The organism is Melioribacter sulfuriphilus (genome assembly GCF_051488685.1).
Lineage (GTDB): Bacteria > Bacteroidota > Ignavibacteria > Ignavibacteriales > Melioribacteraceae > Melioribacter.
In genome coordinates this window covers 44,744-70,624 of record NZ_JBPSEH010000010.1, presented here as the reverse complement: position 1 = coordinate 70,624, position 25,881 = coordinate 44,744, and the positions used below count along the sequence as shown (strand labels likewise).

The following is a 25,881-nucleotide window of genomic DNA, read 5'->3' as shown; positions in this document are numbered from 1 at the left end:
ATGAGAAGGATATTATTATTAATCTTTACTCTTCCTCTGGTTATTTTTTCACAGTACAAAAGCAATATCGTATTTATTAATCAAGACGATACGCCCGCAGAAATTATTTATAAAGCTGCTAATGTAGTTCCAACAAAACGTCAATACGAGTGGCAAAAACTGGAACTTACAGCTTTCATCCATTTTGGTATGAATACATTTATGAATCTTGAGTGGGGACGAAAAGATTTTGATTTATCAATATTCAACCCGGTATCTATTAATACCGATCATTGGGTAAAAACTTTAAAGGATGCTGGTTTTAAACTTATCATACTTACTGCCAAACATCACGACGGATTTTGTCTGTGGCCAAGTAAATATACCAATTACGATATCGAGAATACGCCTTATAAAAACGGGAAAGGAGATATTGTAAAAGAGCTATCGGAATCCTGCCGCAAAGAAGGCATCAAATTCGGAATATATCTTTCTCCATGGGACATACACGAAGAAACCTACGGTACCGATGATTATAATGAATATTTTAGAAATCAATTAAGAGAATTATTAACGAACTATGGGCAGATTTCCGAAGTATGGTTCGACGGCGCATGCGGAGAAGGACCAAATGGAAAGAAACAGATTTACGAATGGCATACATATTATGAGTTGATTAGACAGCTTCAGCCCGAGTGCATAATTGCAAATATGGGTCCGGATGTAAGATGGGTAGGCACCGAATCAGGTTATGGAAGAAAAACTGAATGGAGCGTTCTACCCGGCAATATTTTGAATCAGGATTCGATTGCTGCATCGTCCCAGCAGAAAATATTGGATAATGCATTTATTCCACGTGACCTTACAGAAGAAGACCTGGGTAGAAGAGAAAAAATTTTCAAAGCCCGATCACTTATCTGGTACCCCGCCGAAATTGATGTTTCTATCCGCCCCCGATGGTTCTATCATAAAGAAGACGATAATTTCGTTAAATCGCCCGAAAAGCTTTTTGACATCTATTTTAATTCTGTTGGACTTAACGGTGTGTTACTCTTAAATGTTCCGCCCAATAAAGAAGGTCTTTTTGCCGAAGAAGATATCATGAGTCTTAATGGTTTTAAATACCTGATAGAAAATACGTTCGGAAAAAATCTTGCAACCGGTAAGATTATTTATATCTCCTCCGAAAAAAAAGGTAACGAAGCAAATTTAATTCTGGATAACAACAATGAAACCTTCTGGACAACAAACGGTTCGGACTCTACCGCCGTTATTGTTATTTCTCTCGATACGGTAAGAACCTTTAATTGTGCCATGCTACAGGAAAATATTCTGGAAGGCCAGAGAATTGAAAAATTTTCACTTGAATACTGGGATGAAAATCATTGGAAAAAGTTTGCAGAAGGTACTACAGTCGGATATAAAAGACTATTTAAATTCAGTCCCGTTACTACTTCGAAAGTAAGAATCATTATTGAACGGAGTAGAACAAATCCCACATTATCTACTTTTGGTTTATATATTAGTCCGCCGTCAATCTCCTTTTCAACTGCCGGTACAACTTTCAAAGATTCGATAGAGGTTAGAATAAATTGCGACATCCCTGACTCAAAAATATATTATACGCTCGACGGTTCACAGCCCGATAGTTCTTCATCCTGTTACAATGGAAGAATTATTATCGACTCTACAACTACAATTACAGCAATGGCAATCTCTCGAAACGGTAAAAAAAGTTTACCTGTTCAAACTAAGTATTATAAAGGGAAATACGAAATTGTATCCCTTACAGAATATTCTTCTGAGTATTCTGGAGGAGGTAAATATGCGCTTGTAAATGGAGTCCACGGCAGTAGCTACTTTAAAGATGGCAATTGGCAGGGTTATCATGGTAAAGACCTTGAAGTTATAATCGATTTAGAAAAGAATCGAGATATAAATAAAATATCGATCGGGTTTCTCAAAGATATAAATGCATATATTTTTTTGCCGAAAGTAATTAATTTCTACGTTTCTGAAAACGTTGATAATTTCACACTGATAGGGAAGAAATTTCCCGAGGAGAGTGAAGAAAAAGAAAAATCCGAGGTTCAGAATATAAGCATTAATACTAATGGTATTAAATGCAGGTATATAAAAATCGAGGCAAAAAACATCGGAGTTTGTCCCGAATGGCACATAGGGAAAGGAAGCAAAGCCTGGTTGTTTGTAGACGAAATTACCGTGGAATAGATATTTTCTTCTTCTGCTTGACGACGTATAAACCGTAATAAAGTATTATTAAAAAACAAATAAAAGGGATGATATAAGAGAAGTTGATATTGGACGTCAGATCGGACATTAGACCCTGCAAAGCAGTTAAAACTGCACCTCCCAGAATTGCCATTATAAGTCCAGAACTTGCAATTTGAGTATCATTCTTCAAGCCTTCTACAGCCAATCCGAATATCGTCGGGAACATCAAAGACATACACGCAGAAATCGACACAAGGGCGATAACACCCATATACCCTCTGGAAACTATAGCTGTAAACGTAAGAACCGCTGCTATACCGGATAAGTATACGAGTAATTTTGCAGGTGAAACATATTTCATCAAACCCGTACAAATGAATCGAAATAATGCAAATAAAATTAATGATATAAGATAGAAAGTGGCTGCATTTTTTTCATTCAGTTCCAGCTGCCTCATCACGTAACGAATTGTAAAAGACCATACACCTATCTGAGCTCCCACGTAGAAAAATTGTGCTGTAACTCCTAATAGATAATTTTTATTTCTTAATAATCTTTTTACGGATTGTTTAACATTTCCATATTCGACTTCATCTTTTGTGAGAGGCATTTTTGTAAGTGCAATAACTATCCACAATAATAAAAGTATTATCGCAACACCTACATATGGTCCCATAACGGCGGACAATTCAGCCGACTGAATTCTTTTTAGTTGTTCAGGAGCCATTGATAACCGTTCTGCACTCGATGCGTGGTTTAACTGTGATAAAATAAAAAGCTGACTAATAATGACTCCGGCAATAGAACCTACGGGATTAAACGATTGTGCAAGATTCAATCTTCGTGTAGCAGTTGATGGTTCACCCATAACAATTACATAGGGATTGGCAGAAGTCTCCAGAATTGAGAGGCCTCCGGCTAATATATAGAGTGCGAGCAGGAAGTGATAATAGTTCATCGTTTTACTTGCAGGATAAAAGAGTAAAGCTCCGGCTATGAACAATCCCAATCCAAGTAATACACCAGCCTTATAAGTAAATTTTTTTATGAAAAGTGCAGCAGGCAATGCCAGACAAAAATACGAACCGTAGAATGCAATCTGAATCCACGAGGTCTGGAAGTCAGATAAGCTCATTATTCTCTTAAATGCTGCCAGCAAAGTGTCTGTCATATTGTTAGCAAGCCCCCACCACGCAAAGCAGCTGGTTATAAGAATAAAAGGAATTAAATGGTTACGCTGCACAAGAGAAGGACTGGTTGATTTATCAAATTTACCGTTCATAAAAGTTATCTATATAATGGGCCGAAATTTTTACAGGCGGCAAAATCGGCGCTTTCTTTATCCGATGTACCAAATGTATTCCACACAGAAGGTCGATAAATTCGATCATCTTCAACATTATGCATATAAACAGGAATCCTTAATATTGATGCAAGTGTAATCAATTTATCGCCAATATGACCGTATGAAACAGCGGCATGATTAGCACCCCAGTTTAGCATAACCGAATATACGTCTTTGAAAGCTCCTTTACCCGATAATTTTGGCACAAACCAAGTTGTTGGCCATGTAGGATTGGTTCTTTTCTGCAGAATAAGATCTATTTCAGGCTCGAGTTCAACTGTATAACCTTCTGCAATTTGAAGTGTCGGACCCAAACCCTTTATTAAATTGAGTCTGCACATTGTTACGGGCATGCCACCTTCTGTCAAAAAGTGAGACGAAAAGCCTCCGCCCCTGAAATACTCTCTTATTGCCGGACACCACGTTGTGGCGTCAAGGCAGTCCTTAACTTCCTGTTGAGTAATTTCCCAGAAAGGTTTAATAGCTGGTTTACCATTAAGACGCTGTTTGCCCGTGCCGTCGAGCGCAGCCGAACCCGAATTTATTAAATGTATTATTCCGCCTTCAGCTATTCCATTCAGCTTTTTACCCGTCACCCTTTTAACAGCTTCTGGACTCCAATATGTACGCACGTCCGAAAAAATTTGAGCCGTATCTGTTAGCAAATGTCCAAACAACATACTAATGCCATTAAGGCTATCATTCTCGGTTGCTACAATGTACGGTTTGCGAATTCCATTCCAGTCAAAAGACGAGTTTAATATCGCTTCGAGAAAATCTCCATTAGGCATAAAGTCAGTCCATTGCCTTTGACCCTGGAATCCTGCTACAATAGCATTGTGTCCAAGTGCTTCCTCTTCAAAACCCAGTTCGGCAAGTTTAGGATTGCCAACCATAAGATCCCTGAAAATCAGAGTCATTTTTATTACAGTTTCCCATTCACTCTTGCGCACTTCTTCTGGAACTGGAGGATTATTTGGATCGTCACCTTCCAGGCAATTACTCTCAACCCATTTTAAGGCTTTTTGAAATTCGTAATTATCAAATATGTTCCAGTTAATCCTGCGAATTAACTCAGACATATCGACGAATTCGGTTTTCATGCCGAGATAGTTATACATAAAATGCGTATCGACTATAGAACCAGCAATACCCATAGAAACCGATCCCACGGAGAGATAAGACTTACCCTGCATTTCCATAGCTGCCAGAGCTGCTTTTGTAAAGAGGAGTAATTTTTCTTTAACATCATCCGGTATCGTCGAATCATCGCTTTCCTGAACATCTTTTCCGTAAATTCCGAAGGTGGGGATACCCATTTGATTATAACCCGCAAGGGCAGCTGCAAGATAAACAGCCCCTGGCCTTTCAGTTCCATTGAAGCCCCAAATGGCTTTTGGAATAATTGGAGTAAGATCCATTACTTCAGTACCATAACACCAGCAGGGAGTAACAGAAATCGAAACACCTACGTTATTTGCCTTAAATTTTTCCATACACAACGCAGCTTCTGCCGCTCCTCCAATGCACGTATCGGCAATAATACACTCAACGGGCATACCGTCGGAATGGCGTAGATTATTCTCTATCAGTTCGGCAGTTCGCTTAGCCATTAACATAGTTTGATTTTCTAACGATTCCCTAACGCCCTTTCGTCTGCCGTCGATTACAGGTCTTATTCCAACTTTAACGTGCTTTGTGTTTAGTTGAAATACTGGATGATCATTGAAATTCATAATTACCCCCTTATATTTAATTTACTCCAATATCTTTCTACACCACATTGATTTCTCTCTTAATCAACTCGTCGATCCTCATTTCGACTACAAGAATTTTTTGGCTGACGTTCGAGGAATTCGGTTTTGTAAGCATGCCCCAAAGTTTCATTTTATGATAAGAATTAATTAACAAATTTCCTAATGATAGTGCATTATAAAAGCTAATGTTACAATTTAACCGTGAACTTACTTTATATATTCAACCGATTTTCTTAATTCCATTGAATACTGGTAGAACTCTTTTACGTTCATCTCTTTAAGGAAGAGCATGCCGTGAGCAGCGCGCGCTCTTGGTATTGGATTGTTCAGAAAATATTTTTTCCCCAGGCAGTTCCTTATAATCTGATATTGTTCAACATATATTTGTCTTGCCAGTTGAGAAAATGGACCGTCATATTCCCAGCTTGGGAAACTTGCATCTTTTTGAGAACCATAACAGTTCATAAAAACATTGTCGAGAATAGCCATAGAATTCAGACTAACTGGCACATAAATGTTGGCTTCTGCGGGATGAAATCGGTACCAAACATTTCTATAGCCCCATATTTTGAGTTTGGAAATATCTTCCTCTTTTTCGTACAGTTTAAGAGCCTCACTTACAGCTTGCAATACTTTGTAATGAGTATCTGGTCCACTTCCTTCGGGGTCAAAAGCTACAGTTATAATAGTCGGCTTGATCTGTCTAATTAAATTGAGTATGGGAATAACATCTCTCTGCAATTCGGGATTTTCAGTGAATATATTCCCCTGATAAAAACCGAGCCTGAGATGCGAAACATCCTTGGATCTGAAGCCGTAATAAGCCCAGGTTAATTCTTCTTCCCATTCTCTTAACATCCCTTTTAATTTTTGTACGTGAGGAATATCTTTTTTACCGGGGTATTGAGTGCCAAAATAATTAATCAACTCGTCCACTCTGTCGATGATATATCTTAAACTTGTTTCTTCATAAATCTCTATAATATTTCTGAGCATTCTTCTGGAAGTTGCCTCAATTCTTTTGGAAATATTATTTTCGGCAATCCCATCAAGATAAAGGCTTATATCGCTGTCTTTGGCTTCAGTATTGTCGGGTTCGAAGTATCCGGTTTTATATCTTTCGTCGAACAAACCAGCGGTTAAATACTCTTTAAGTTTAGTCATCAAATGAAGCATATAAGAATTAGTAACCGCAGTAAAACCACTGGTAAAAATTGCAAAATGGTGTTTGTTCAAATGAGTTCTTACAAGATGATTAATAAAGGCTAAGTAGCCCAGCATTATATCGTCGTGATGCGGTGCAGTATGAAGAATTGTTTGATTGAGTGGAGTATTCATGCCTTTATTAAAGCGTTCTACAATATCATTATAAATTAGCTCATTGATTTCTTTAACAGACTTTCCGGATTTATTTAGAACAAGATTTGCAAGTTTATCCCCTGCATAATCGCTTTTATTTAATAATAGTAATTCTTTGCCGGTATTAACAGAAAGATTTATCACAACTTTTTCAAGCGATTTTCTAGATAATTTTGATTCTTTTTCGATATCATCATAAATTCTTTCAGATAAAAGGGAAGCTGCACCATTAGTAAGATAAAAACGAGAGTCCTTGAGTTTTTGCAATACCGTAGCGGGATATTTATTTGAAGCGCTGTTTTCAATCGAATCTTTTACGATTTTTGCCTTAGCTTCTCCTGCGGCAATAATTATAGCCGTAGCATTTTTATTATATGTAATGGTATTAAGGCCAATTGTAATTACGAGTCTGTTCGAAGCAACTTCGATTCCCCCCAGATCGACAGAGGCTGCAGCTTGTGTTTGATAATTAGTGGTTGTTAGTCTTGTAGTAGAATAGTGGTCGCTACCCTGAACGTTAAATCCGATATGCCCATCGGGACCTATACCACCCAGGAAAAATCCGATTCCTCCCATTTCTCTTATTTTTTTCTCGTACTGAGTGCAAAACTCGTCTACAATTTCAATCGTTTCTTTTTGTAATCTTTCAATGCGACTGCCCGGCAATTTAGTGCGTAAACTCAAGTCAACTTTGTTATCGGGGAAAATGGCCGATAAAGGAAGATTTTCGGCAGTACCAATTTTATTAACATTTATTAAAAGCGCATTATTAGGGTCAATTCCGAATGATTTTATATAAAATTTTTTTATGTAATAATAAAAGCTATTCTGCTGCGTCGAATCAATTGGATAAAATTCGTCAATCTGGACGAACTTAATTTTTTTCATGTCGGGTTTATTATTAGGATCCAGTTCATATCTTTTTAACTTTTGTTTGATTTCCGGTTTATCCCAATTCTTCATTATATGAGTAAACCAGTAGATAAAATACTCGGGCGTTTTACCGGTTGGCAAAGAAACAACACCTTCGGGATTTGCCTGGAGCCACTCTACAAAACGGAATGCAGTTAATTCACCCAACTCGGGAATATTTCCCACCTGAATAATTGGTATTTTTTCAGTCGGTTTATATATAAATTTCTTGCCGGATTTTTTTAGAAAAAAATTTTCAACTTTAGAATTTGGTTCCATGATTCTCCTGTTTTTATTTCACTGTTTATCGAGCATATTTATTGCGAAAGCATAAGCGCCCAACGCTATAGCTTTACTTGTTCCTAATTGTGAAATACCAATTCCAATCTTTTTCGAAGAGTCATATTTAACTTTTTTGTTTGTTCCGTAAACATTTATCTCTTTAGTTTCATTGCGCAAAAAATTTGTTAATTCGTTATTATCAGTAAGATTATATATTTGTGCCATCAACCGTTTTACTTGAGCTCCGTCGGAAGTTTTTTTATAATAACTCCTCATTTCGTCAAGCAAGAAAGGCATAAAAAGTTGAAAAGCACCTGCCAGTCCTCCTCCAATTACTACCGGGCAATCCATAATAGTAACCACATTTGCAATGGCATCGCCCACTACTTGTGCCATTTTTTTATAAGCTTCGACTGCAGCATTTTTATTTCCCTCAAGTTTTCCGATGGCAATTTCATAAATTTCTTTTGGTGAAGGTGTATCCGAAAAGTTGATACCTGCAGCTTCGCTATAGAGTCTTTTTACTCCTCTTATACTTGCATGTTCTTCTGCAAATTCTTCTGGTGAAATTCGATTACGTAAAAGCCATATTTCCCCAGCCATCGAGTTATCTCCCCTGTAAAGTTCACCATTGATAAATAAGCCGCACCCAAATCCAGTACCCAGAGTAATTCCGATCAAGTTATTATATCTTTTTGGATTACCTGCCTCGCTGAGCAATTTATTTATGTACGGTAGAAATCCGGCAAGTCCTTCGCCATAAGCATAAAGATCTCCATCGTTATTAATAAAAACAGGCAAACCGAATTTAGACTCCAAGAATGGCCCTAAGGCAACGCCGCCTCGATATGCTGGCAAATTTCCAAGGTCTCCCAGAATGCCATTTGGATAATCTGCCGGTCCAGGAAAAGCTATGCTGATTGCCGAAGGTTTTTTATCAAGTTTTTTTAAAACATAATTAAACCCATCAACAATATTGCCCATTGATTTATCGAGATCGTCGCCGCATGCATCAAGGCGGTATTCATCGACCAATTGTTTCCCGGACTGAAAAGCGGAGAAAACAAAATTTGTACCGCCACCGTCCAGTGTCATTATAATTCTGTTGTCTTTTTCAAAAGTCATGATTTTCTCTTATTTATTCTTCTTATTATTTCACAACAAAATTTATTCTTGTGTTGAAAACGGATACAATCCCGATGTAAATTATGCATAACAACGGGACAATAAATCCAGTAAGCACCCCACTTAGATCGTTTACAACTCCCATTATTAACGATACAACCGCACCTCCAGCGATTGCAGTAACCATTAGCCCCGACAACTCATTAGATCTCTCGGGCATTCTTTCAATCGTTATCGAAAAAACCAATGGGAATATATTCGAGAAACCCAATCCAGCAAGGACAATGCCCGTAAAGGTAAATTGAGTAATACCAGTAAACATTAACATCAGACCAATAAACGAAATGGTTACAGTAAATTTGAGAAACTTGTGCGCTTCAATTTTTTTGAGTATAAGAGAACCTAAAAATCTGCCTACGATAATTGGTAGAAAAAACAAAGACCAGCTGATCCATAAACTAAATCCAGCTATTTCGAATTTTTCTTTTAACAAAATCGGAACGCCAGCGCTCATCGACACTTCAGCACCTACATAAAGAAATATCGCAAACACCATCATTAAGACATACGGATTTTTTAATAGTTCAAAACACGATTTAATTGATGCTGGTACTTCTTTATGTTCTTTTTCGTGAATGTCTGTTCTTGCTGTTATTAACAATGTAACTAAAATCAAAGAAGCAAAAAGAGGGAACAAAATTGTCCACTCCATATTAAAAGCATAAGCTACAAAAGGAGGGATTAAAAATCCCATCGAAGAACCAACAGCTTTCAATGATTGTGCGAGCGATAAGTTTCTCGAATAAGCCCCTTCAGGTGAAACGTCTCTCATTATCGGATTCCCAACCACCTGTAAAATTGTTGCCCCAGCACATAGAAGTAATATCGACGCCAATACAACAAAGAAATCAAACTTACCTACCGAAGACAAGCTTACTGGCATGCCGTACATACCGTTAAATACAGGCAGCAATAATCCAATTAATGCAACCGAAAGACCGAGTATGAGTACATACTTTCTTCCCTTTCTATCCTGGATTATTCCTACTGGAATCGATAAAATTCCAAACATGATAAAACCAGTAAACGGTATTAATTGAGCCATTGTATAAGAAAGGCTAAAACTGTCCTTAGCCAAACCAACAAGGGGACCTACAACATCGCCAAATCCCATACATAAGAATGCCAGAAAAACTGGTAGCGCTCTTGATTTCATAGCAATATCCACATTATTGATATATTCGATTTGTAAAAATAATCAGCCAGCCGTCAATGCTTTGCGGCTGGCTTTATTGTTGCATTTGGAGGAGGCTACTTCATCAAAACAATTTTTCTGAATGCACGGAACGACTCGGATTCCAAACCGATGAAATAGACACCGCTTGCTACCTGTCTGCCAAAATCATCTCTTCCATTCCAGGTGGCCGAATATGTTCCCGGTGACATCTTCTGGTCGATGAGTGTCCTAATTTTTTGTCCGAGAATATTATATACATTTAATGTTACATTTGAAGATTTAGTAAGACTGAAATTGATCTTTGTCGTCGGATTAAATGGATTCGGATATGCTTCTGAAAGTGTAAATTCATTTGGTATTTCTGGACTAATTTCATCTACTCCTGTAAGCCATAGATTTTTTTGTTCAGGGAACCAGTTTAGGTCACCGATTGCAAAGCCGTCTGTACCAGCATGTTGTAGTATTGAATTCGAATAAGCAAGATTTTCTGGCAATGGCCACTTGGGTGGGAAATTCAATTCATAATGCCAGGGATTGTCAAGTTTTCTCGAAGCAATTCTACGAACATAAGCAACTAAACTGTCAATATGATTTACAACTCCCTGATCTGTAAAAACGGGGTCAGCTTCTAAATTATTCTGAACAGAAATATACGGTGAATAATCCCACGAAGCTGGATTTGTCAGAGAATCCAAACACCATTGGCTCAGATCGTTAATCCATCTTGCCATTGTAAGTTTTCTTACCAGATATTGTTTTGAATCATCTAACATAACGACGCTATCGGCAATTGTAACTGTATCGTTCCAGTCATTATAGAATTTAACTAATTTTTGCGGATTGAAGTAAGCATTGTTTTGAGCAACATGAACACGTTTGCTGGGATCGAACAAGTCAATGTAAATACCTCTTGCGGAATCGACGTATGCTTCCGGTCCAGTCATTTCGTGACCGTTATAAACACCTTTTTTTCTTATTCTATAAATACTTGAAGATACAGTATCTGGATAATTAAAGAACCAACCCTGTATTACTTGTTCAGGATCGCCACCCCAAGCATGCGCAGCATAGAAAAGATTATTCTTCATGTATAAGTTTGAAGCCTGTCTTATTAAGAACGGATTAACTACAGAATAAACAACAGTATTATGTTCGAATACTGAATACGGATCGTATCCGCGTATTGAAAAGATGTATGAATTGCAAGCGAAGAAAGTATTGTTAATAAAGATTGTGCTGTCTGGATGATCAAGCCCGCCTGACAAGAAAGGTTGGCCACCGAAATAGGAAGTCGAATGAATAAAGTTTCTGAAATGACAATCCTGAACATCGAGTTTAACGAATTTTGCACCGTCAACACGTATGCCGGCTTCTGTAAAGGCGTCGAATACAACGCGACGAAGTTTAAGCCAGATGCTATCTGCGCCGATATGAATTGCACGGCTCCATCCTAAAGTCTTGCCATCTGACCTCATCGAAAGAAGATATAAGTCGTTTAATTCTACTTTTATCCCCTTCTTAATAAACTTGAAAAACCACTCCTCAGAAGTACCGTCGGCACGGATTGCAGGTGCCAGTACTGGTGGTCTTTTTGTAACATCCCCCTTCGCAATAAACTTACATGACCTGTTAATTTCGAAAGCTTTTTCGATATAATAGATAGCGCCTCTGTCGAGCACGTAGACACGATACTCAGAAACTGCAGTGTCAGCATTGATTATGTTACTGATCTGCAGAGACTGGGAACCAGGAATATAAACAGTATCGGTAGTTGATTGTGCCACAACTTCAACCTGGAATGCCAAGAGAGAAAGGACTCCGATGGCAATCAAGAAAGCGTACAGCTTTTTCATATCATTCCTCCTATTATGTGTTTTAATTTAAGCCACTTAATGGGCATAATTTCTAAAATCTTAAACGCATTCCTAAATCAGCCATCATACCGTATCTTTGCTGATTTGTTACGTACTTTGTTTTTTGATTTATATCGATGTCATCTTCACCCGTCAAATTGTTTATATTCAGATAAATTTGTATTCCGTACCAGGGCAATTCTTGTTTAAATGACAAATCGAACCTAACATATTTGTCAGAGTGAACTCGGTTTTGATACCAGAAGTCGGGCCGCTTGAAAATGTTATCCTGATAAAGCATTGATACTCTGAAGGAAAAGCCTTTGTAATCATAACCAAGAGCAACATTAATGATGTCATTCGGCTGATAGAGCAAACGGTCAGAATAGGAGGTATCAACACTTACAGTGTGCTGGATGTAATTTTCATCGAGAATCGTTATTAAGTAAGTTTTCGGATAATCGGCTTCGGAGAAAATATGTGTGTAATTAATATTAAACACAAGACCGGTTAACGGTTCGGGTAAATACCAGAAGTGTGCCTGCCATTCTCCTTCAATGCCTACCAGATCAATTGGGATCGGATTGTTTATATATGTGTAAAGCGCAAAGCTCTCGGTTCTATTCTTAAGTTTTTCTTGCAACTCGGGGTAAGCACTGAAATCTTGCGGATAGGTTTTTGTAGGGAATACGAGATCTTTAATTTGTTTCTTAAATCCTCCAATTGAGAATAAACCTATTTCGTTGGCATAGATCGACATAATAGCATCGAAGTTTTCAGACCGTGCAGGTTTTAATCTATAGTTGTTATAAAGGATATAATTCGTACCGATATAGTATCTGGGAATTATAGAATTATAATCAGGATAGTTCAAAGTGTTTGTATAAGCGAAATGAAATTGTAGCCAATCCGTCGGTTTGTACCTTAAATGAACCATGGGCAGCCAATAACCGTGCGATTGAGTTTCTTCGGCTTCGGTATATTGAATATCGCCTGGAATTTGTTCGCCTCGAATACCCCGATAAGTTGTAGTTAAATTCTGATATCGCACGCCAGGGATAAACGAGATTTTCTGACCGAAATTTATTGAAGTCATAAAGTAAGCAGCGCTTTTGACTTCATGTCCGGAATAATCATAAAGTATCGAAGATAATTTATGAGGTTTATACCCGCCTCCGTTTCCAGCACCAGGATTTTTCTTTGCAACTTCGATTACCTGCATCATCAGGTCAACATTCAAAGGTGGCCCCAGCTGGTAATCTCCGCTCAGGAATTCTCCGTAACTGTAAGACGAGTCGATAAAATCGGCGAAAGTAATACTTGTACCAAATTGAGGAAAGGCGTTCATTACTGCTGCGGCAACCTGTCCTCCATCATCATAAAATACTGAGCCACTGCTCTGGTTATAGTCATACGATCTTTTTCGATACTGATAGGCACCACCGAATTTAATTTTTGCATTGACTAATTTACTGATCGTTATATCTCTAATTATATCGAGTGTACCGTTATATGTTCTATCCTTAGAAATATTATCGATATTGTAAATATCAAAAAAGACAGCATCTTCGGGGTCGTAAATAATATTTGAAGCAATAACCTGGGGACGTTGATATCTCAAGAGAGTAAATTTATTTTCGAAGCCTGCCCCATTCTGCCAGAAGTTAAAACTTACGTCGTTGGGGTAAGTGGTTTTTGAATAAGAATGCGAAAGGCGAAGTTCAATACCAAATCCTGCTAAAGAGTGAGATATGCTTAAAAGATTACTTAGAATGTCGAGATTATTTTCAGAATTAGTAGCGGAATAAAAAAGGTCGTCGTCCAATAAGTGGTATGATTCCTTTCTTGAGATAGTTTTCGTATTACTTCTGCTAAAGAAATTCATAAAACCGATGCTGCCATTGCTGTACTTATAATCGAGTACAACTGTGGCGCCGTATCGTTTACGATCTCTGAGAACATCGGTTAGAGTCATAGAGCGAAATTCTGGTTCGCCTTCATCTGTAATATTCAGTTTTCCAGCAAAGTTATAATCGGCAGAAAGTTCGTTTGCGCTGAGATTTCTATCTTCAGCAGAGCCCTGTGCGAAAATACCGAAACTATTATTCCAAAATCTTTGCTCATAGGATGCGACAAATTTATAGTCGTCGTTAGTATTCTTCAGGCTGTTGTGAGAGCCTTGTGTAAATAATTCGAAGGAAGGTTTACCTGTCGTAGTTTTAATAGCTTTTCGCATAGAGAAATTAATGACTCCACCAAGTAGAGTAGCATCCATATCCGGAGTAATTGCTTTGACCACCTCAATACCCCCGAGCATATTTGATGAAATCATACTCAGGTCAGTTGCCCGGTCGCCGCTGAGGGAGAGTTCATCACCAGCTTTAAATTCCGAGCGATGTTCGTTTGGATCGTTCGAAGTAACATTGGCAGGCAGCTCGACACCGTCGACAGTTACTCTATTATATTGAGGAGAAAGACCTCGAACAACAACACGCGAACCTTCGCCACCCGTTCTTATTAGAGATACGCCAGGTAAACGTGCTACGGACTCTGCTGCATTTGCATCGGGTAGTTCTCGTATTTTTGCAAAAGAAACTACATTCTTAATAGTTATGGAGGTCAATTGTTCGTTGATCGCTTTTGCCTGCCCTTCTGCCTGTGCAGTTATAACAATAGTGTCGCCATAGACCGACTCTGCTGAAAGATGGAAATTATATTCAGTAGTCTTTCCTTCTTTAACTTCAATCGATACTTCTTCCGGTTTATATCCAATAAAAGTAGCCTTGAGGATATATTTACCGGGTGGAACAGCATTAATTTGATAGATTCCGTCAAAGTCGGTAGCACTGCCAAAACTTGTTCCTAAAAGAATGACGTTGCAAAAGGGGAGCGGTTCGTTGGTTTGTGCATCCTGAACTTTGCCTTTTACTCTACCACCCGCTGCGTAAGCAAAACCTGAGAAGGCAAGTAATAATAAGATTACAAATCTCCCGCTAAGATAAGTTTTAATCTTCATATTTACCTCTTAATAATTATCAACTGTGCCTTATATTGTCTCTTTGTTTTTTCGTAATAAAAATAAACTTATTAAAAATAAGAAGCAATAAAAATAATAAACACAATATTTTTTTATGTACAGGGTAATAATTGGGCTAATTAATTTTACTTATGAATAAACTTTAACGTTTTTTATTATTTTAAATTAACTTTAATTTCTTTGATATACTTATTATCGCCCGAAGATAAACCCGCTATTAATTCATATTTCCCCGGCATAACTTGAAAACCAAGACCATCAACCCAACGGACTAAATTTTCCTTACTCAGATTAAATTCCACTTTGCCTTTCTTACCAGACTCCAATCTAATTTTTTTAAAACCAATTAATGTCTTTAGAGCACGATTATCGTTTTTCGCTTTGGTGTATAATTGTACTGTCTCTTCACCTTCATATTTGCCGTTGTTTTTCAACCAGGCTACAACCTTAATACTGTCCCTCTCAGAAATATAATCAGCTGATAATTCTACTTTTGAAATAACAATTTCAGAATAAGTCAATCCCCAACCGAAAGGATAAAGAACTTCCCCTTTGAAATAACGATAAGTCCTACCAAGCATTGAGTAATCTTCAAAAGGAGGCAGGTCATTTTCAGACTTATAAATTGTAACCGGTAGCTTACCAGAAGGATTATACTTTCCCCATAGTATGTCTGCTATAGCCTGTCCTCCCGCTTGACCGGGATACCAGGCTTCTAATATTGCAGGAATATTTTTACTTTCCCACTCGACCGAAATAGGACCACCGTTAAGCAAAACCAGTATTACCGGTTTCCCAGTAGAATGAACTTTTTTAATTAAGTTCAACTGATTATTTGGCAAAGATAATTTTAGTCGGTCGCCACCTTTGAAACCGTCCACATCGATTTTTAATGCCTCTCCTTCCATCCTTGGTGACAGGCCCATAAACATTAGAACTACATCTGATTTCAAAGCAGCCTTAATTGCTTTATCTTCAAGGTCATCATATGGAATCGACCAAAGCAATTGTATAAAGCCGTATCTTTCTCTTCTTACGAATTCTAATCTAATTTTATACGGTCTTCCTTTTTTAAAATTATAACTTCCATAAGTAATTTCGGGGTCAAACTCTCCTCTGAAACTCGCAATCAAAGAATCTTCTATAAAAATCTTAAAGTCATTATAACCATATCCAGCTATTTGATAGTTGCCAGTAATCGGTGGTATAACGTATCCTGTCCATCTAACACTGAAACTATCAGGATTAATATCATCAGCGGGAGAAGTATCCAGCCAGCGAAAATCAATTATTTTATCGTTTCTTATTAATGTCGGATCCCCTCTCAGTTCGGCGTTATTAAAATATTCTCCATTTAGACCTACTGTAGTTAAGTTGCTGTCGCTAAATAGGAAAGATGATTCAATCACTTCAAATGATGGGACTCCAGGGGCAAAGTCACATCCTTTTTCATAGAAAACTTTACCATTTCTTAAAACACTCTTAATTGCTTGTAGAGGAGTCACAAATTCTGAAGGGAAGCCGTGATAATTGCCAAGCAACGACTCCAGATTATTGGCATTAGGACCTATGACAGCAACTTTTTTAATATTTGAATCCAGAGGTAGCAGGTTATTCTCGTTTTTGAGCAACACGATCGACTTACGAGCAGCCTCCAGAGCTAGTTCTCTACTGTAACTATTTTCAATGTAAGATTCGTCGATCTTGGAATAAGGTACTAATTCGGGTGGATCGAACATGCCCAACTTAAAACGAGCAAGGAGTACCCGACTTAATGCTGAATCAATCTCCTTATCGGTTATAAATCCTTCCTCGTAAGCTTTCTTTAAGGAGAGGAACGTATTTCCACACTCCAGATCAGTTCCTGCAACTACAGACAAAGCCGCAGCTTTTTCAGGCGAATCAACTATTTTATGCGAGTTAAAGATATCATATACTGCCCAGCAATCTGAAACAACGATCCCTTTAAAGCCCCATTTCTTCCTCAAAATATCAATCAGCAGTGTATCGTTACCACAACATGCTTTTCCTCTGAGGCGGTTGTAAGCACACATTACAGAATAAGCTTTACCAACAGTAATTGCTTTTTTAAAGTGAGGTAGATATGTTTCATTTAAGTCGTAGTCGTCTACAAGTGCATTAAAATGATGTCTTTCTGGCTCCGGTCCGCTATGAACGGCGAGATGTTTCGGTGTAGCAATTGTCTTAAGGTATTTTTCGTCCTGGCCTTGTAATCCTCTAATAAAACTTACAGCCAGTTCACCCGTAAGGTATGGATCTTCGCCATAGGTTTCCATACCTCGTCCCCAGCGTGGGTCTCGAAAAATATTAATATTTGGAGCCCACAAAGATAAGCCCTGATAAATACCTCTTTGATTCTTTTTTAATGCCATGTTATACTTTGCACGAGCTTCGGTGGAAATAACATCAGCTATCCGATAAATAAGATCTCTATCCCATGTTGCAGCCATGCCTATTGGCATTGGAAAAACAGTAGCTCTTCCGTTCCTTGCCACTCCGTGCAATGCTTCGTTCCACCAATTATATTGAGGAATTCCGAGACGTTCGACTGCACTCGATTGATGTACCATCAACGAAATTTTTTCATCCAGTGTCAATCGCTTCAAAAGGTCATCCACTCTCTCTTCGAAAGGAAGACTTACGTCCAAATAATCGGATAGATCCTGAGCAAATAAATTTACTGAAATTAAAACCAGTACGAATAAATACTTTCTCATATATCAATAAGTCTTTTTTAACAATTCAGGATATTCGTTGTTAATCTTTAATATTAATTCTCCAAAGAGTGAATTAGCCCAGGCAAACCAGGATCTGGTATAGTCATAAGGGTTATCCTTGTTGAAGGACTCATGCATAAACCATGTTTCGGCGTGTGTTGCCTTTAGCAATTTTAGGCAATGAATAATTTCATCTTCATTATTGCTTGTAAGTGCTCTCATTATAATGGAAAGATGCCAAATTCTATTAAGCAGTGTGTGGGGACTTCCTACACCATCGCCTGCCTTTCCTACGAAGTAGTATGGATTATTTTCACTGAAGATAAATTTTCGGGTATTCAGATATATTTCGTCATTATAAGAAACGATACCAAGGTATGGCAAAGAAAGTAAGCTTGGTATATTGGCGTCGTCGATGAACAAACAATTGCCGAATCCGTCAATTTCGTAAGCAAATATTTTCCCGTAGTTGAGGTGCTCCTTGACGGCAAATTTATAAACAGCTACTTCAATTTCATCAGCTAATTCAGTCGCTTCACTTGCTGCTTCAGAATCTCCATAGATTTCTCTATAAATTTCAGCAAGCTGTCGCAACGATTTTATTGCAAACAAATTCGAAGGGACAAGAAAAGGAAATATAGTGGCATCGTCGGAGGGTCTAAATATCGAGACAATCATCCCGTTTGGTTTTATTGGATTTCCGTACCCGTCTCCTGGTACGGTATCTGTACTCCAGGAAGTAATTCTTCCAAATTTATAAGGACCTTTATCATGTTTGCGTTGTTGCTCTTTGAAGGTTCTAACAATTAATTCGAATGATTTTTTCCAATCATTTGAAAAATACTTTTTATTGTTGGTTGTTTTATAAAAGCCGTATGCAAGCCGAATAACATAGCAGAGTGAATCTAATTCCCATTTACGCTCATATACTTCGGATTTCATTTCTGTCAGGTCGCCGCTCCAAACGCTTTCTTTTGCGGCATCATTAAAAGCATTTGCATAGGGATCTATTTGAACAAACTTTAACTGCCTGTTCAAAAGTCCGAGAATTAATTGTTCCAATCTCGAATCTTGTTTAACAAGAGGTAAATAATGCCATACCTGCGCAGTAGAATCTCGTAACCACATAGCATTTATATCGCCGGTTATAATAAAAGTATCCGGGACATTGTCTTTAATCTCAAATTTAACTGTGGTATCCAGAGTATTAGGAAAACAGTTGGCAAACAAATCGGCAATCTCTTTATCAGCAATTTTACTGCGCATGTTTTCAATTAATTCATCCACTGCAGCACTGTGAAAACATCTGTTATTATAGGTCGGGCGTCGTATCATTTTTTTGTAATAATTTTAATTAATCCATCCTGAGTAATTCGCAGAAAAGAATTAGCGTTAAGTTTAACTGAGACTTCGTATAAATTTGTCGTAGCTTCGAGAGTCACACCATAACGATTTATATCAGCTATCTGGAGAAGCGAGAGATCATCACAATACCTTTTGTTTTTTTCATAAAATTCCCTCTGTGCATAATAGATCTGTCGTAATAACCATTTAATTTTCTCGATTTCATCAAATGAGAATTCGATATTTTTAGTATTTGCGGTGCTAGTTGAGAATTGAATAAAACCCCACATTTCCGGATAATGCATATTAATTACGCCCTGCGGACTCCAGACCCAGTTGTCTTCGGGATAAGATTTACCTGTTTCAGGATTAATTGTCTTTTCATACTTATTATCATTTATGGTTGTTTTCCATTCTACTCTTGAAAAATTAATTCTCCATTGATCTTTATCGCGCGGAGGCAATTCTAATTCCGTAATTTCACTGAAAGCGCTCCACGGAAATGCAACTTCAACTGTCCAGCAACTGTCAATATCACCCGGTTTATTAAGTGTTCCAAATATTTTAACTCCTGTTTTGAGTCCCTTAATATCGTAATTGTGCAGTGCAACTTTTTCACCATCTCTGTATGGTTCGATAAGAAGTAGATCCCAAACTGTATTTAAAGCATTCATTTCAAATTCCAGATAACGATGGCTATCGCCATCAGGGTCTATAAAGATTTCAAAGTCGTTATCATAAAATATAATGTCGTCGCGGTTTTTTAATGTCGCCCAAATATCAGGTTCCTCCAGTTCAGCGGCAATATAAAAATATTTATCGTCCCACAGCATCTTAACACGGGTTTTGAATCTAGGATGAGGGCGTATAGTACCTTCGATATCAATAAAATCTTCAGTCCAGAGAGCTGAAGCCCAGCATTTTTCGTCAAGCGAACCGTCAACTGTAATTTTTTCATCAGTACGATAGACGATATAATGTCGAGGATTAAATTCTATAATTGGGCGGGGAAGTGATTGACTAAACAAGAATGAGTTAAAAATTACGACAGGAATAAGACACATATTCAGATTAAATCTTAGCGGCATCAATAAGCTCCTCAATAGTTGTAAATGCAAGTGCAACAACAGTATCGGCCGCGCCGTAATAGATTAATACTTTGCTGTCCGGTAAAGCATACCCGTCTTTATCTTTTTCAACTATCACACCTGAGGGGAAACAAACATTCTGGACCTGACCAACCATTTCATACATTTCTCTCGGTTCAAGTATATTCAAGCTGCCACGTGCAATAACTTTTGCTGGATTATTCAGGTCGTGCAAAGAAACACCAGCTTGATAAATATTTGAACTCGAAAAATGAGTAGCTACGCCGTGATAAACATGAATCCAGCCTTCTTTGGTTTTAATTGGTGGAGGTCCCGATCCGATATTTTCGTCCCAATAGTGAAATCTACCTGACATAACAGGTTCTACGTATTTCCAATTAATCAGGTCGTCGGATTCAGATAAATAAATTGTGTTTCCCGTTGTTGGCCCACCTTTCAGTTTTACACTGTTTGGGCGCTCAAAACGTAAAAACTTTCCGTTAATTTTTTCAGGGAAAAGGACTCCATTCCTGGAATCGTCTTGCGAAACAATGCCTAAAAATTCATAATTATCGAAGTCTTCAGTTCTTGCCAAACCGAGACGGCAACCAGCGTCCATATCCATTGCAAACATCAAATAATAATGTGTGCCAATTTTAGTAATTCGAGTATCGTAGATGTGGTAGATTTTATCCTTAACCTTCTCGATGCCCTCGAACTTAATGATGGAACGATCGACTTCAAAATTAATTCCATCATCGCTAAGGGCTTTCATAAGAAAAGTTTCTCTGCCCCTGGTTTGAACTCTAAGAATGAGTAAATACTTATCATTAAATTTAATCGCACCGGGATTAAAAACTGAAGATACATCATATAGTTGACGGTTGACTGCAGGAATATCTTTTCTTGTAATAATAGGATTTCGTTCGTATCGAACAAGCATAAGTGTCTCTATTTATTTATGGTTTCTATAGTTTTTCCCATTAAAACTTTTACTCGACAAATTTTATTTTTAGTCAAAGGCAATTTATTTCCTACAATTTCTTTACCGTCAAGCATAATATAAGAAATACCCGATTGAACGCCGTCAGGATTTTCCACCTCGATAATATATTTAGTTCCTCTGAAGATCCTTTCAACGCGGATAAAATCCCACGAAGCAGGGATTACAGGGTCGACAATTAAGCCATCGTAATCAGGACGTATTCCAGCGATATAATCATAAAAGATTCGGTACATCCACGCTGCCGTTCCGGTTTGCCAGGAATGGCTCGCTTTTCCGGGAGAAGAATGTTCGTCACTCGTAATATATTGAGAATAGACATACGGTTCGGCCTGATAAATATCCGAGTCAATGCGGTTCGGCAATAGTTTACTGAAATAATCATAGGCTCTATTGCCGTTTCTCATTATACATTCAGCTTGTATTAACCAGGTGACGGGATGACAGAAAACAGCGCCGTTTTCTTTTTTACCAGCAACACATCTGGTAATCAAACCAATATTAGGATTAATTGATTTAAAGGCTGGAGCACAAATTTTTGGACCGTACTCGCTATCGAGATATTTTTTAACGCTTTCGAGTGATCGTTTTACTTTCGATTTGTCGTTTAAATTGGAAATAGCAGCCCAGCTTTGAGTATTTATAAATATTTTCCCTTCTTTTGATTTATTTGAACCGATGACCATACCTCCATTTCCGAAAGCTCTAATAAACCATTCTCCATCCCAGCAAAACTGCTCAATATTTTTTCTTATCTCATCACGTAGTTTTACAATATCCGTTATATCATCTACATTAAGGAATTGGAAAAGTTCAATAAGTTTATTGAGCATTGCGACATAGAACATAGCACCCCAGACACTTTCTCCACCATCGTCACCACCAATGTAATCGAGTGTATCGTTCCAATCTCCTCTTCCGAAGATAGGTAAACTGTGACGTCCCAGATTATTTTTCATGAAATTAACGACGACCAGTAAATGATCCTCAACTGTACCTTCCTTTTTATCTACGAAAGAAACATTTTCTCGTAAAATTGAAAAGTCGCCCGTCTCCTTTATATATTCTGTTACAGCAAGAATGTACCAGCCGGGATCATCGCAATGACGGGTCAATTCTCCTTTCCCATCGTCATAAAAATGATGATATACCCTTCCGTCAGAAAACATTTGCCTGGATAAGAGCAAGATACGCTCTTTAGCCTTTTCAGGGTGCGCAATTGTAACTGCTATTACGTCCTGCGAGGTGTCCCTGAAACCATACCCTCTGCTAATTCCCCAATAATAATAACTTGCCACTCTTCCAATATCAAAAGCAACTTTAGCCTGATACGGCACCCAATAATTCATAAAGATATTTACGTTTTTATCGGGAGTTTCAACCTGAGTATGCTGCAGAAATTTTAACCAGTAATTTTGAATTTCTTTGAAAGAATTTTCGATGTAATTTTTTTGTATAATTTTCGGAATTTCTTTTTTCCGTTCTTCAAAAGTTTCTTTAGGAAGTACACCCAACGAAAAGACTACGTTCTCTTGGCTGTTTGCATCAAGTTCTACTTTTACATTAATAGCACCCACAACATTTCCATAGTCCGTATTTAGGTTTGAAAATTTATCGTCCATTATTGCCTGTGGATTCGATTCATTATTATAAAAGCCGAGAAATCTTTCACGAAGTGTCTCATATTTTTCAATCGGGAAATTTGACGTAAAAAATGCCCATTGATTCCATTCTTTATTTTCTTGTTGTTGAGTACCATTAGTCTCTGTAACCCAGTAGGTCTTTGTAGCAAAAAGGGAATTTAAATTTTTATCAAAATATGCCCTATTAAAATGCTGGTCGTCGCACTGATTGATAAGGTCAATAAGCCCATGCCCCAGAGCAAACTCGACATAGCCCGTTAAGGATAAACGACGTTTTTTCCCCGACTTATTAGTAAGAACGATATTCCAGATTTCATGATTATTATTCAAGGGAACAAAATAAGTAACACGTGCATGGATACCTTCCACAAACGATTCGATAGTAGTATATCCCAGACCATGAATAACTTTGTAGTTCTCTGGATTTTCACCTGCGGGCTGCCAGCTTAGCGTCCAGACTTTTCCGGTTTCTACGTCTTTTACATAAATATATTTTCCGGGGCGGTCCGATGGTACGTCATTAATTCGATATCTTGTTATTCTCCCATGCAATGGACTTTTAATGTAACTGATACCGCCCGCATTATTAGAAATAGTGGAAAAATATTCGCCATTATAAATATAATTTATCCACGGCGTGGGTGTTTTAACATTGGTAATTATATACTCCTTACCGTCTTCAGAAAAATTACCATAATTCATTCCCGAACTCCAAATAAGAAAATTAAAATTAAGTATATTTTTTTGCAAAAATAACTAACTGTAAAATTAGACTTTAGTTCACAAAATAGCAAGTATTAATTTACTTTTTAGTTAATTATTTAGCATAAGCGTCATTAAACTAAGGAGAGTTATTTTTATAATAAAAAATATTATATTCTTTAACAGCTTATTTCAAAAAAACTATCTTCCTTACGATACCATTTTGTTGACGAGAAGTGGTGAATTTGTAAAAATAAACTCCGCTTGCTAATTTAACCTTCAGGTCACGAGTATCAAAATGATATCTGTGCCAACCTTCAGACTTGTATTCGTCGATGAGATGAGACACCTCTTTGCCCGCCAAATCATATAATTTTAAGGAAATATAACTTCCACTGTCTAAATAATAATCGATAATAGTACTGCTGTTGAAAGGATTTGGGTAATTCTGACTGATCTGAATTTCAGCAGGAATTCTATTTTTGCCGACGGAAACTGGCGAGCCTGTAAATTTGTAAATTCTACCGTTCGTATAATTTGCAAAATAGAGTTCATTCTTTTCATCTACTCCAAACGTAGAAATGGCATAGTCGGTATCAAATAACAACTCATTTTTTACTGCTCCATTATTAAATTCAAGAGACCAGATATTTCCAGAAACGAAATCGGCATAGACATATTTCCCTATAAGTTCTTCGGCGTCGCTTCCGCGATAAACAAATCCTCCAGTTATCGACCATCCACCTTGTTCATTGTGACCATACTCCCATATTGGCGTCGTCAAGCCGGATGTGTCGCAATTAGTCGAAGGATTATAACAATGAAAACCTTCCATAATACGCCAGCCATAATTCTTTCCTTTTTCAATCAAATCAATTTCTTCCCATTTGTTTTGTCCCACATCCGCAGCCCAGAGTAAATTCGTAATTGGGTCGTAGCTGAATCTCCAGACATTGCGTAAACCGTATGCATAGATTTCTCCGCGCGCATCGGGATTATTTACAAAAGGATTCTCCGCAGGTATCGAATAGTTCTTCCCATCATCTTTTCTATCAACATCAATTCGTAATATTTTACCGAGTAGCGACTTCAAGCTTTGGGCATTATTTTGAGGGTCACCGGCTGAACCTCCGTCACCAGTTGATATGTAAAGATAACCATCGTTACAAAACAAAACTTGACCACCATTATGGTTCGAATATGGCTGCAGAATTTCTAAAAGAATTTCTTCGCTTGAGGTTATTGCTTCAGTACGTGCGTCGTTTGTTTTAAACCTCGATATCACAGTTCTTCTCGGGTTATCTGTCGTATAGTTCACGAAAAATTCTCCATTGGTCTCGAAGTCGGGATGGAAAGCAAGTCCCAGTAATCCCTGCTCGCCGCCAAATAAGACTTTTCGACTTATGTCGAGAAAAATTTTAGGGGAATTTGCATCTTTTTTGTTCTCAAATGAATAAATAATTCCCGGCTGCGAAACCACAAAAATCCTGTCGCTTCCATCGCCCGCATTTTGAATATCTACTGGATAATCCACTTCGATATTTGGAAAAGCAAGCTCAATTTTAAGCTGCGCTTTGTTCTGGCCACATCCCAAAAGAAACAGCACGACGGTAAATAAATAAAGCCATTTTTTCATATCAGCCCCTTTCTTATTAATTTACAGTCAAATTTTTAATCGGAATTGGTATCGATAGAGTATATACAGGAAGACAGAATGAAAATAATTAAACTTTCCTTAATTTGCATCCTATTAAGTGCAGCATCAATTCATGCTCAAATTACTAAAATAGGCGTCGGTGCTGGCGGTGGGACAGTTAAAGGGAATTCGGTTTCTGTTGGTTCTTTAAGCAGCACTTTATTTATCGATACTGATATATTTTTGCCCGATTATATCAACATACGAGGAGGAATTTTATTTTCAAGAAAAGCCGAATATTTTCTGCCAGAAAATCGTAAAGGTAGGTACTATCCATTCATTAAATCTTTCTTCTTGAAAGTTATAATGGAACAAAATCTCTACAGACGCACATTTGTTGAGGAAGGAATTGGATTGGCAGCAATTAACGACCGCACTTTTTCCGATGTCGATTTCTGGGAACCCGGAATTACATTCAGTTTAAACGCAGGAATTAAGGCAACAACTCGTTCACGTTTAGCGGTCGGCATTGATTACGGATTGGGACTTACCCGCACTAATGCAGTCTATTTTTCTTTGCTGCTTTTATATGTTTATCAATTTTGA

15 protein-coding genes are annotated in these 25,881 nt (G+C 37.7%); 2 read left to right on the top strand and 13 right to left on the bottom strand.

Translation table 11 applies throughout. The features are described 5' to 3' along the window. Nucleotides 1–2,211, top strand: a complete 2,211-nt coding sequence (locus tag ACSSV9_RS13255) for an alpha-L-fucosidase (RefSeq protein ID WP_437347740.1) — start codon at nt 1–3, stop codon at nt 2,209–2,211. Here ACSSV9_RS13255 and fucP read toward each other — a convergent pair. The 13 genes from fucP to ACSSV9_RS13190 all read right to left on the bottom strand — a co-directional run bounded on the left by fucP (nt 2,198) and on the right by ACSSV9_RS13190 (nt 25,275). Continuing rightward, nucleotides 2,198–3,496, bottom strand: a complete 1,299-nt coding sequence (fucP, locus tag ACSSV9_RS13250) for an L-fucose:H+ symporter permease (protein ID WP_437347739.1) — start codon at nt 3,494–3,496, stop codon at nt 2,198–2,200. The genes ACSSV9_RS13255 and fucP overlap by 14 nt on opposite strands. A gap of 5 nt (nt 3,497–3,501) precedes the next feature. Further along, nucleotides 3,502–5,295, bottom strand: coding sequence for an L-fucose isomerase (locus ACSSV9_RS13245; protein ID WP_437347738.1), 1,794 nt, complete (start codon nt 5,293–5,295; stop codon nt 3,502–3,504). Between the two features lie 228 nt (nt 5,296–5,523). Beyond that, entirely contained in the window at nt 5,524–7,866 is a 2,343-nt protein-coding gene (locus tag ACSSV9_RS13240; protein WP_437347737.1) for a glucosamine-6-phosphate deaminase, read from the bottom strand. Nucleotides 7,867–7,884: 18 nt separating this feature from the next. Then, the gene (locus ACSSV9_RS13235) at nt 7,885–8,994 is read right to left on the bottom strand and encodes an ROK family protein (protein ID WP_437347736.1); all 1,110 of its coding nucleotides are present in this window, start codon (nt 8,992–8,994) and stop codon (nt 7,885–7,887) included. A 25-nt stretch (nt 8,995–9,019) separates the two neighbouring features. Next, nucleotides 9,020–10,210: an MFS transporter gene (locus ACSSV9_RS13230; RefSeq protein ID WP_437347735.1), complete on the bottom strand. Its 1,191-nt coding sequence runs from the start codon at nt 10,208–10,210 to the stop codon at nt 9,020–9,022. Nucleotides 10,211–10,305: 95 nt separating this feature from the next. After that, nucleotides 10,306–12,084, bottom strand: coding sequence for a T9SS type A sorting domain-containing protein (locus ACSSV9_RS13225; protein WP_437347734.1), 1,779 nt, complete (start codon nt 12,082–12,084; stop codon nt 10,306–10,308). Between the two features lie 52 nt (nt 12,085–12,136). Then, nucleotides 12,137–15,100: a TonB-dependent receptor gene (locus ACSSV9_RS13220; protein WP_437347733.1), complete on the bottom strand. Its 2,964-nt coding sequence runs from the start codon at nt 15,098–15,100 to the stop codon at nt 12,137–12,139. A gap of 176 nt (nt 15,101–15,276) precedes the next feature. Next, nucleotides 15,277–17,859, bottom strand: a complete 2,583-nt coding sequence (locus tag ACSSV9_RS13215) for a glycoside hydrolase family 3 protein (protein ID WP_437347732.1) — start codon at nt 17,857–17,859, stop codon at nt 15,277–15,279. 3 nt (nt 17,860–17,862) lie between these two features. Beyond that, nucleotides 17,863–19,194, bottom strand: coding sequence for a glycoside hydrolase family 125 protein (locus ACSSV9_RS13210; RefSeq protein ID WP_437347731.1), 1,332 nt, complete (start codon nt 19,192–19,194; stop codon nt 17,863–17,865). Continuing rightward, a complete protein-coding gene (locus ACSSV9_RS13205; RefSeq protein ID WP_437347730.1) occupies nt 19,191–20,291 on the bottom strand; it encodes a carbohydrate-binding family 9-like protein in 1,101 nt (366 codons plus the stop codon). Before ACSSV9_RS13205 ends, ACSSV9_RS13210 begins: the two co-directional genes overlap by 4 nt. Beyond that, complete coding sequence (locus ACSSV9_RS13200) at nt 20,275–21,234, bottom strand: glycoside hydrolase family 130 protein (protein WP_437347729.1); 960 nt, start codon at nt 21,232–21,234, stop codon at nt 20,275–20,277. Before ACSSV9_RS13200 ends, ACSSV9_RS13205 begins: the two co-directional genes overlap by 17 nt. An 8-nt stretch (nt 21,235–21,242) precedes the next feature. Then, nucleotides 21,243–23,639, bottom strand: a complete 2,397-nt coding sequence (locus ACSSV9_RS13195; protein WP_437347728.1) for a glycoside hydrolase family 94 protein — start codon at nt 23,637–23,639, stop codon at nt 21,243–21,245. 187 nt (nt 23,640–23,826) lie between these two features. Next, the gene (locus ACSSV9_RS13190; protein WP_437347727.1) at nt 23,827–25,275 is read right to left on the bottom strand and encodes a PQQ-dependent sugar dehydrogenase; all 1,449 of its coding nucleotides are present in this window, start codon (nt 25,273–25,275) and stop codon (nt 23,827–23,829) included. Between the two features lie 78 nt (nt 25,276–25,353). Between ACSSV9_RS13190 and ACSSV9_RS13185 the strand changes: the two genes are divergently transcribed. After that, on the top strand, nt 25,354–25,881 hold the full coding sequence (locus ACSSV9_RS13185; protein WP_437347726.1) for a hypothetical protein: 528 nt from the start codon (nt 25,354–25,356) through the stop codon (nt 25,879–25,881).

Excerpts from the sequence above, each read along its gene's own strand:
- ACSSV9_RS13215 (WP_437347732.1), bottom strand. The coding sequence starts at position 17,859 with ATGAGAAAGTATTTATTCGTACTGGTTTTAATTTCAGTAAATTTATTT.
- ACSSV9_RS13245 (WP_437347738.1), bottom strand. The coding sequence starts at position 5,295 with ATGAATTTCAATGATCATCCAGTATTTCAACTAAACACAAAGCACGTT.
- ACSSV9_RS13235 (WP_437347736.1), bottom strand. The coding sequence starts at position 8,994 with ATGACTTTTGAAAAAGACAACAGAATTATAATGACACTGGACGGTGGC.
- ACSSV9_RS13230 (WP_437347735.1), bottom strand. The coding sequence starts at position 10,210 with ATGAAATCAAGAGCGCTACCAGTTTTTCTGGCATTCTTATGTATGGGA.
- ACSSV9_RS13200 (WP_437347729.1), bottom strand. The coding sequence starts at position 21,234 with ATGCTTGTTCGATACGAACGAAATCCTATTATTACAAGAAAAGATATT.
- ACSSV9_RS13185 (WP_437347726.1), top strand. The coding sequence starts at position 25,354 with ATGAAAATAATTAAACTTTCCTTAATTTGCATCCTATTAAGTGCAGCA.
- ACSSV9_RS13190 (WP_437347727.1), bottom strand. The coding sequence starts at position 25,275 with ATGAAAAAATGGCTTTATTTATTTACCGTCGTGCTGTTTCTTTTGGGA.
- ACSSV9_RS13195 (WP_437347728.1), bottom strand. The coding sequence starts at position 23,639 with ATGAATTATGGTAATTTTTCTGAAGACGGTAAGGAGTATATAATTACC.
- ACSSV9_RS13220 (WP_437347733.1), bottom strand. The coding sequence starts at position 15,100 with ATGAAGATTAAAACTTATCTTAGCGGGAGATTTGTAATCTTATTATTA.
- ACSSV9_RS13225 (WP_437347734.1), bottom strand. The coding sequence starts at position 12,084 with ATGAAAAAGCTGTACGCTTTCTTGATTGCCATCGGAGTCCTTTCTCTC.
- fucP (WP_437347739.1), bottom strand. The coding sequence starts at position 3,496 with ATGAACGGTAAATTTGATAAATCAACCAGTCCTTCTCTTGTGCAGCGT.
- ACSSV9_RS13210 (WP_437347731.1), bottom strand. The coding sequence starts at position 19,194 with ATGATACGACGCCCGACCTATAATAACAGATGTTTTCACAGTGCTGCA.
- ACSSV9_RS13255 (WP_437347740.1), top strand. The coding sequence starts at position 1 with ATGAGAAGGATATTATTATTAATCTTTACTCTTCCTCTGGTTATTTTT.
- ACSSV9_RS13205 (WP_437347730.1), bottom strand. The coding sequence starts at position 20,291 with ATGCCGCTAAGATTTAATCTGAATATGTGTCTTATTCCTGTCGTAATT.
- ACSSV9_RS13240 (WP_437347737.1), bottom strand. The coding sequence starts at position 7,866 with ATGGAACCAAATTCTAAAGTTGAAAATTTTTTTCTAAAAAAATCCGGC.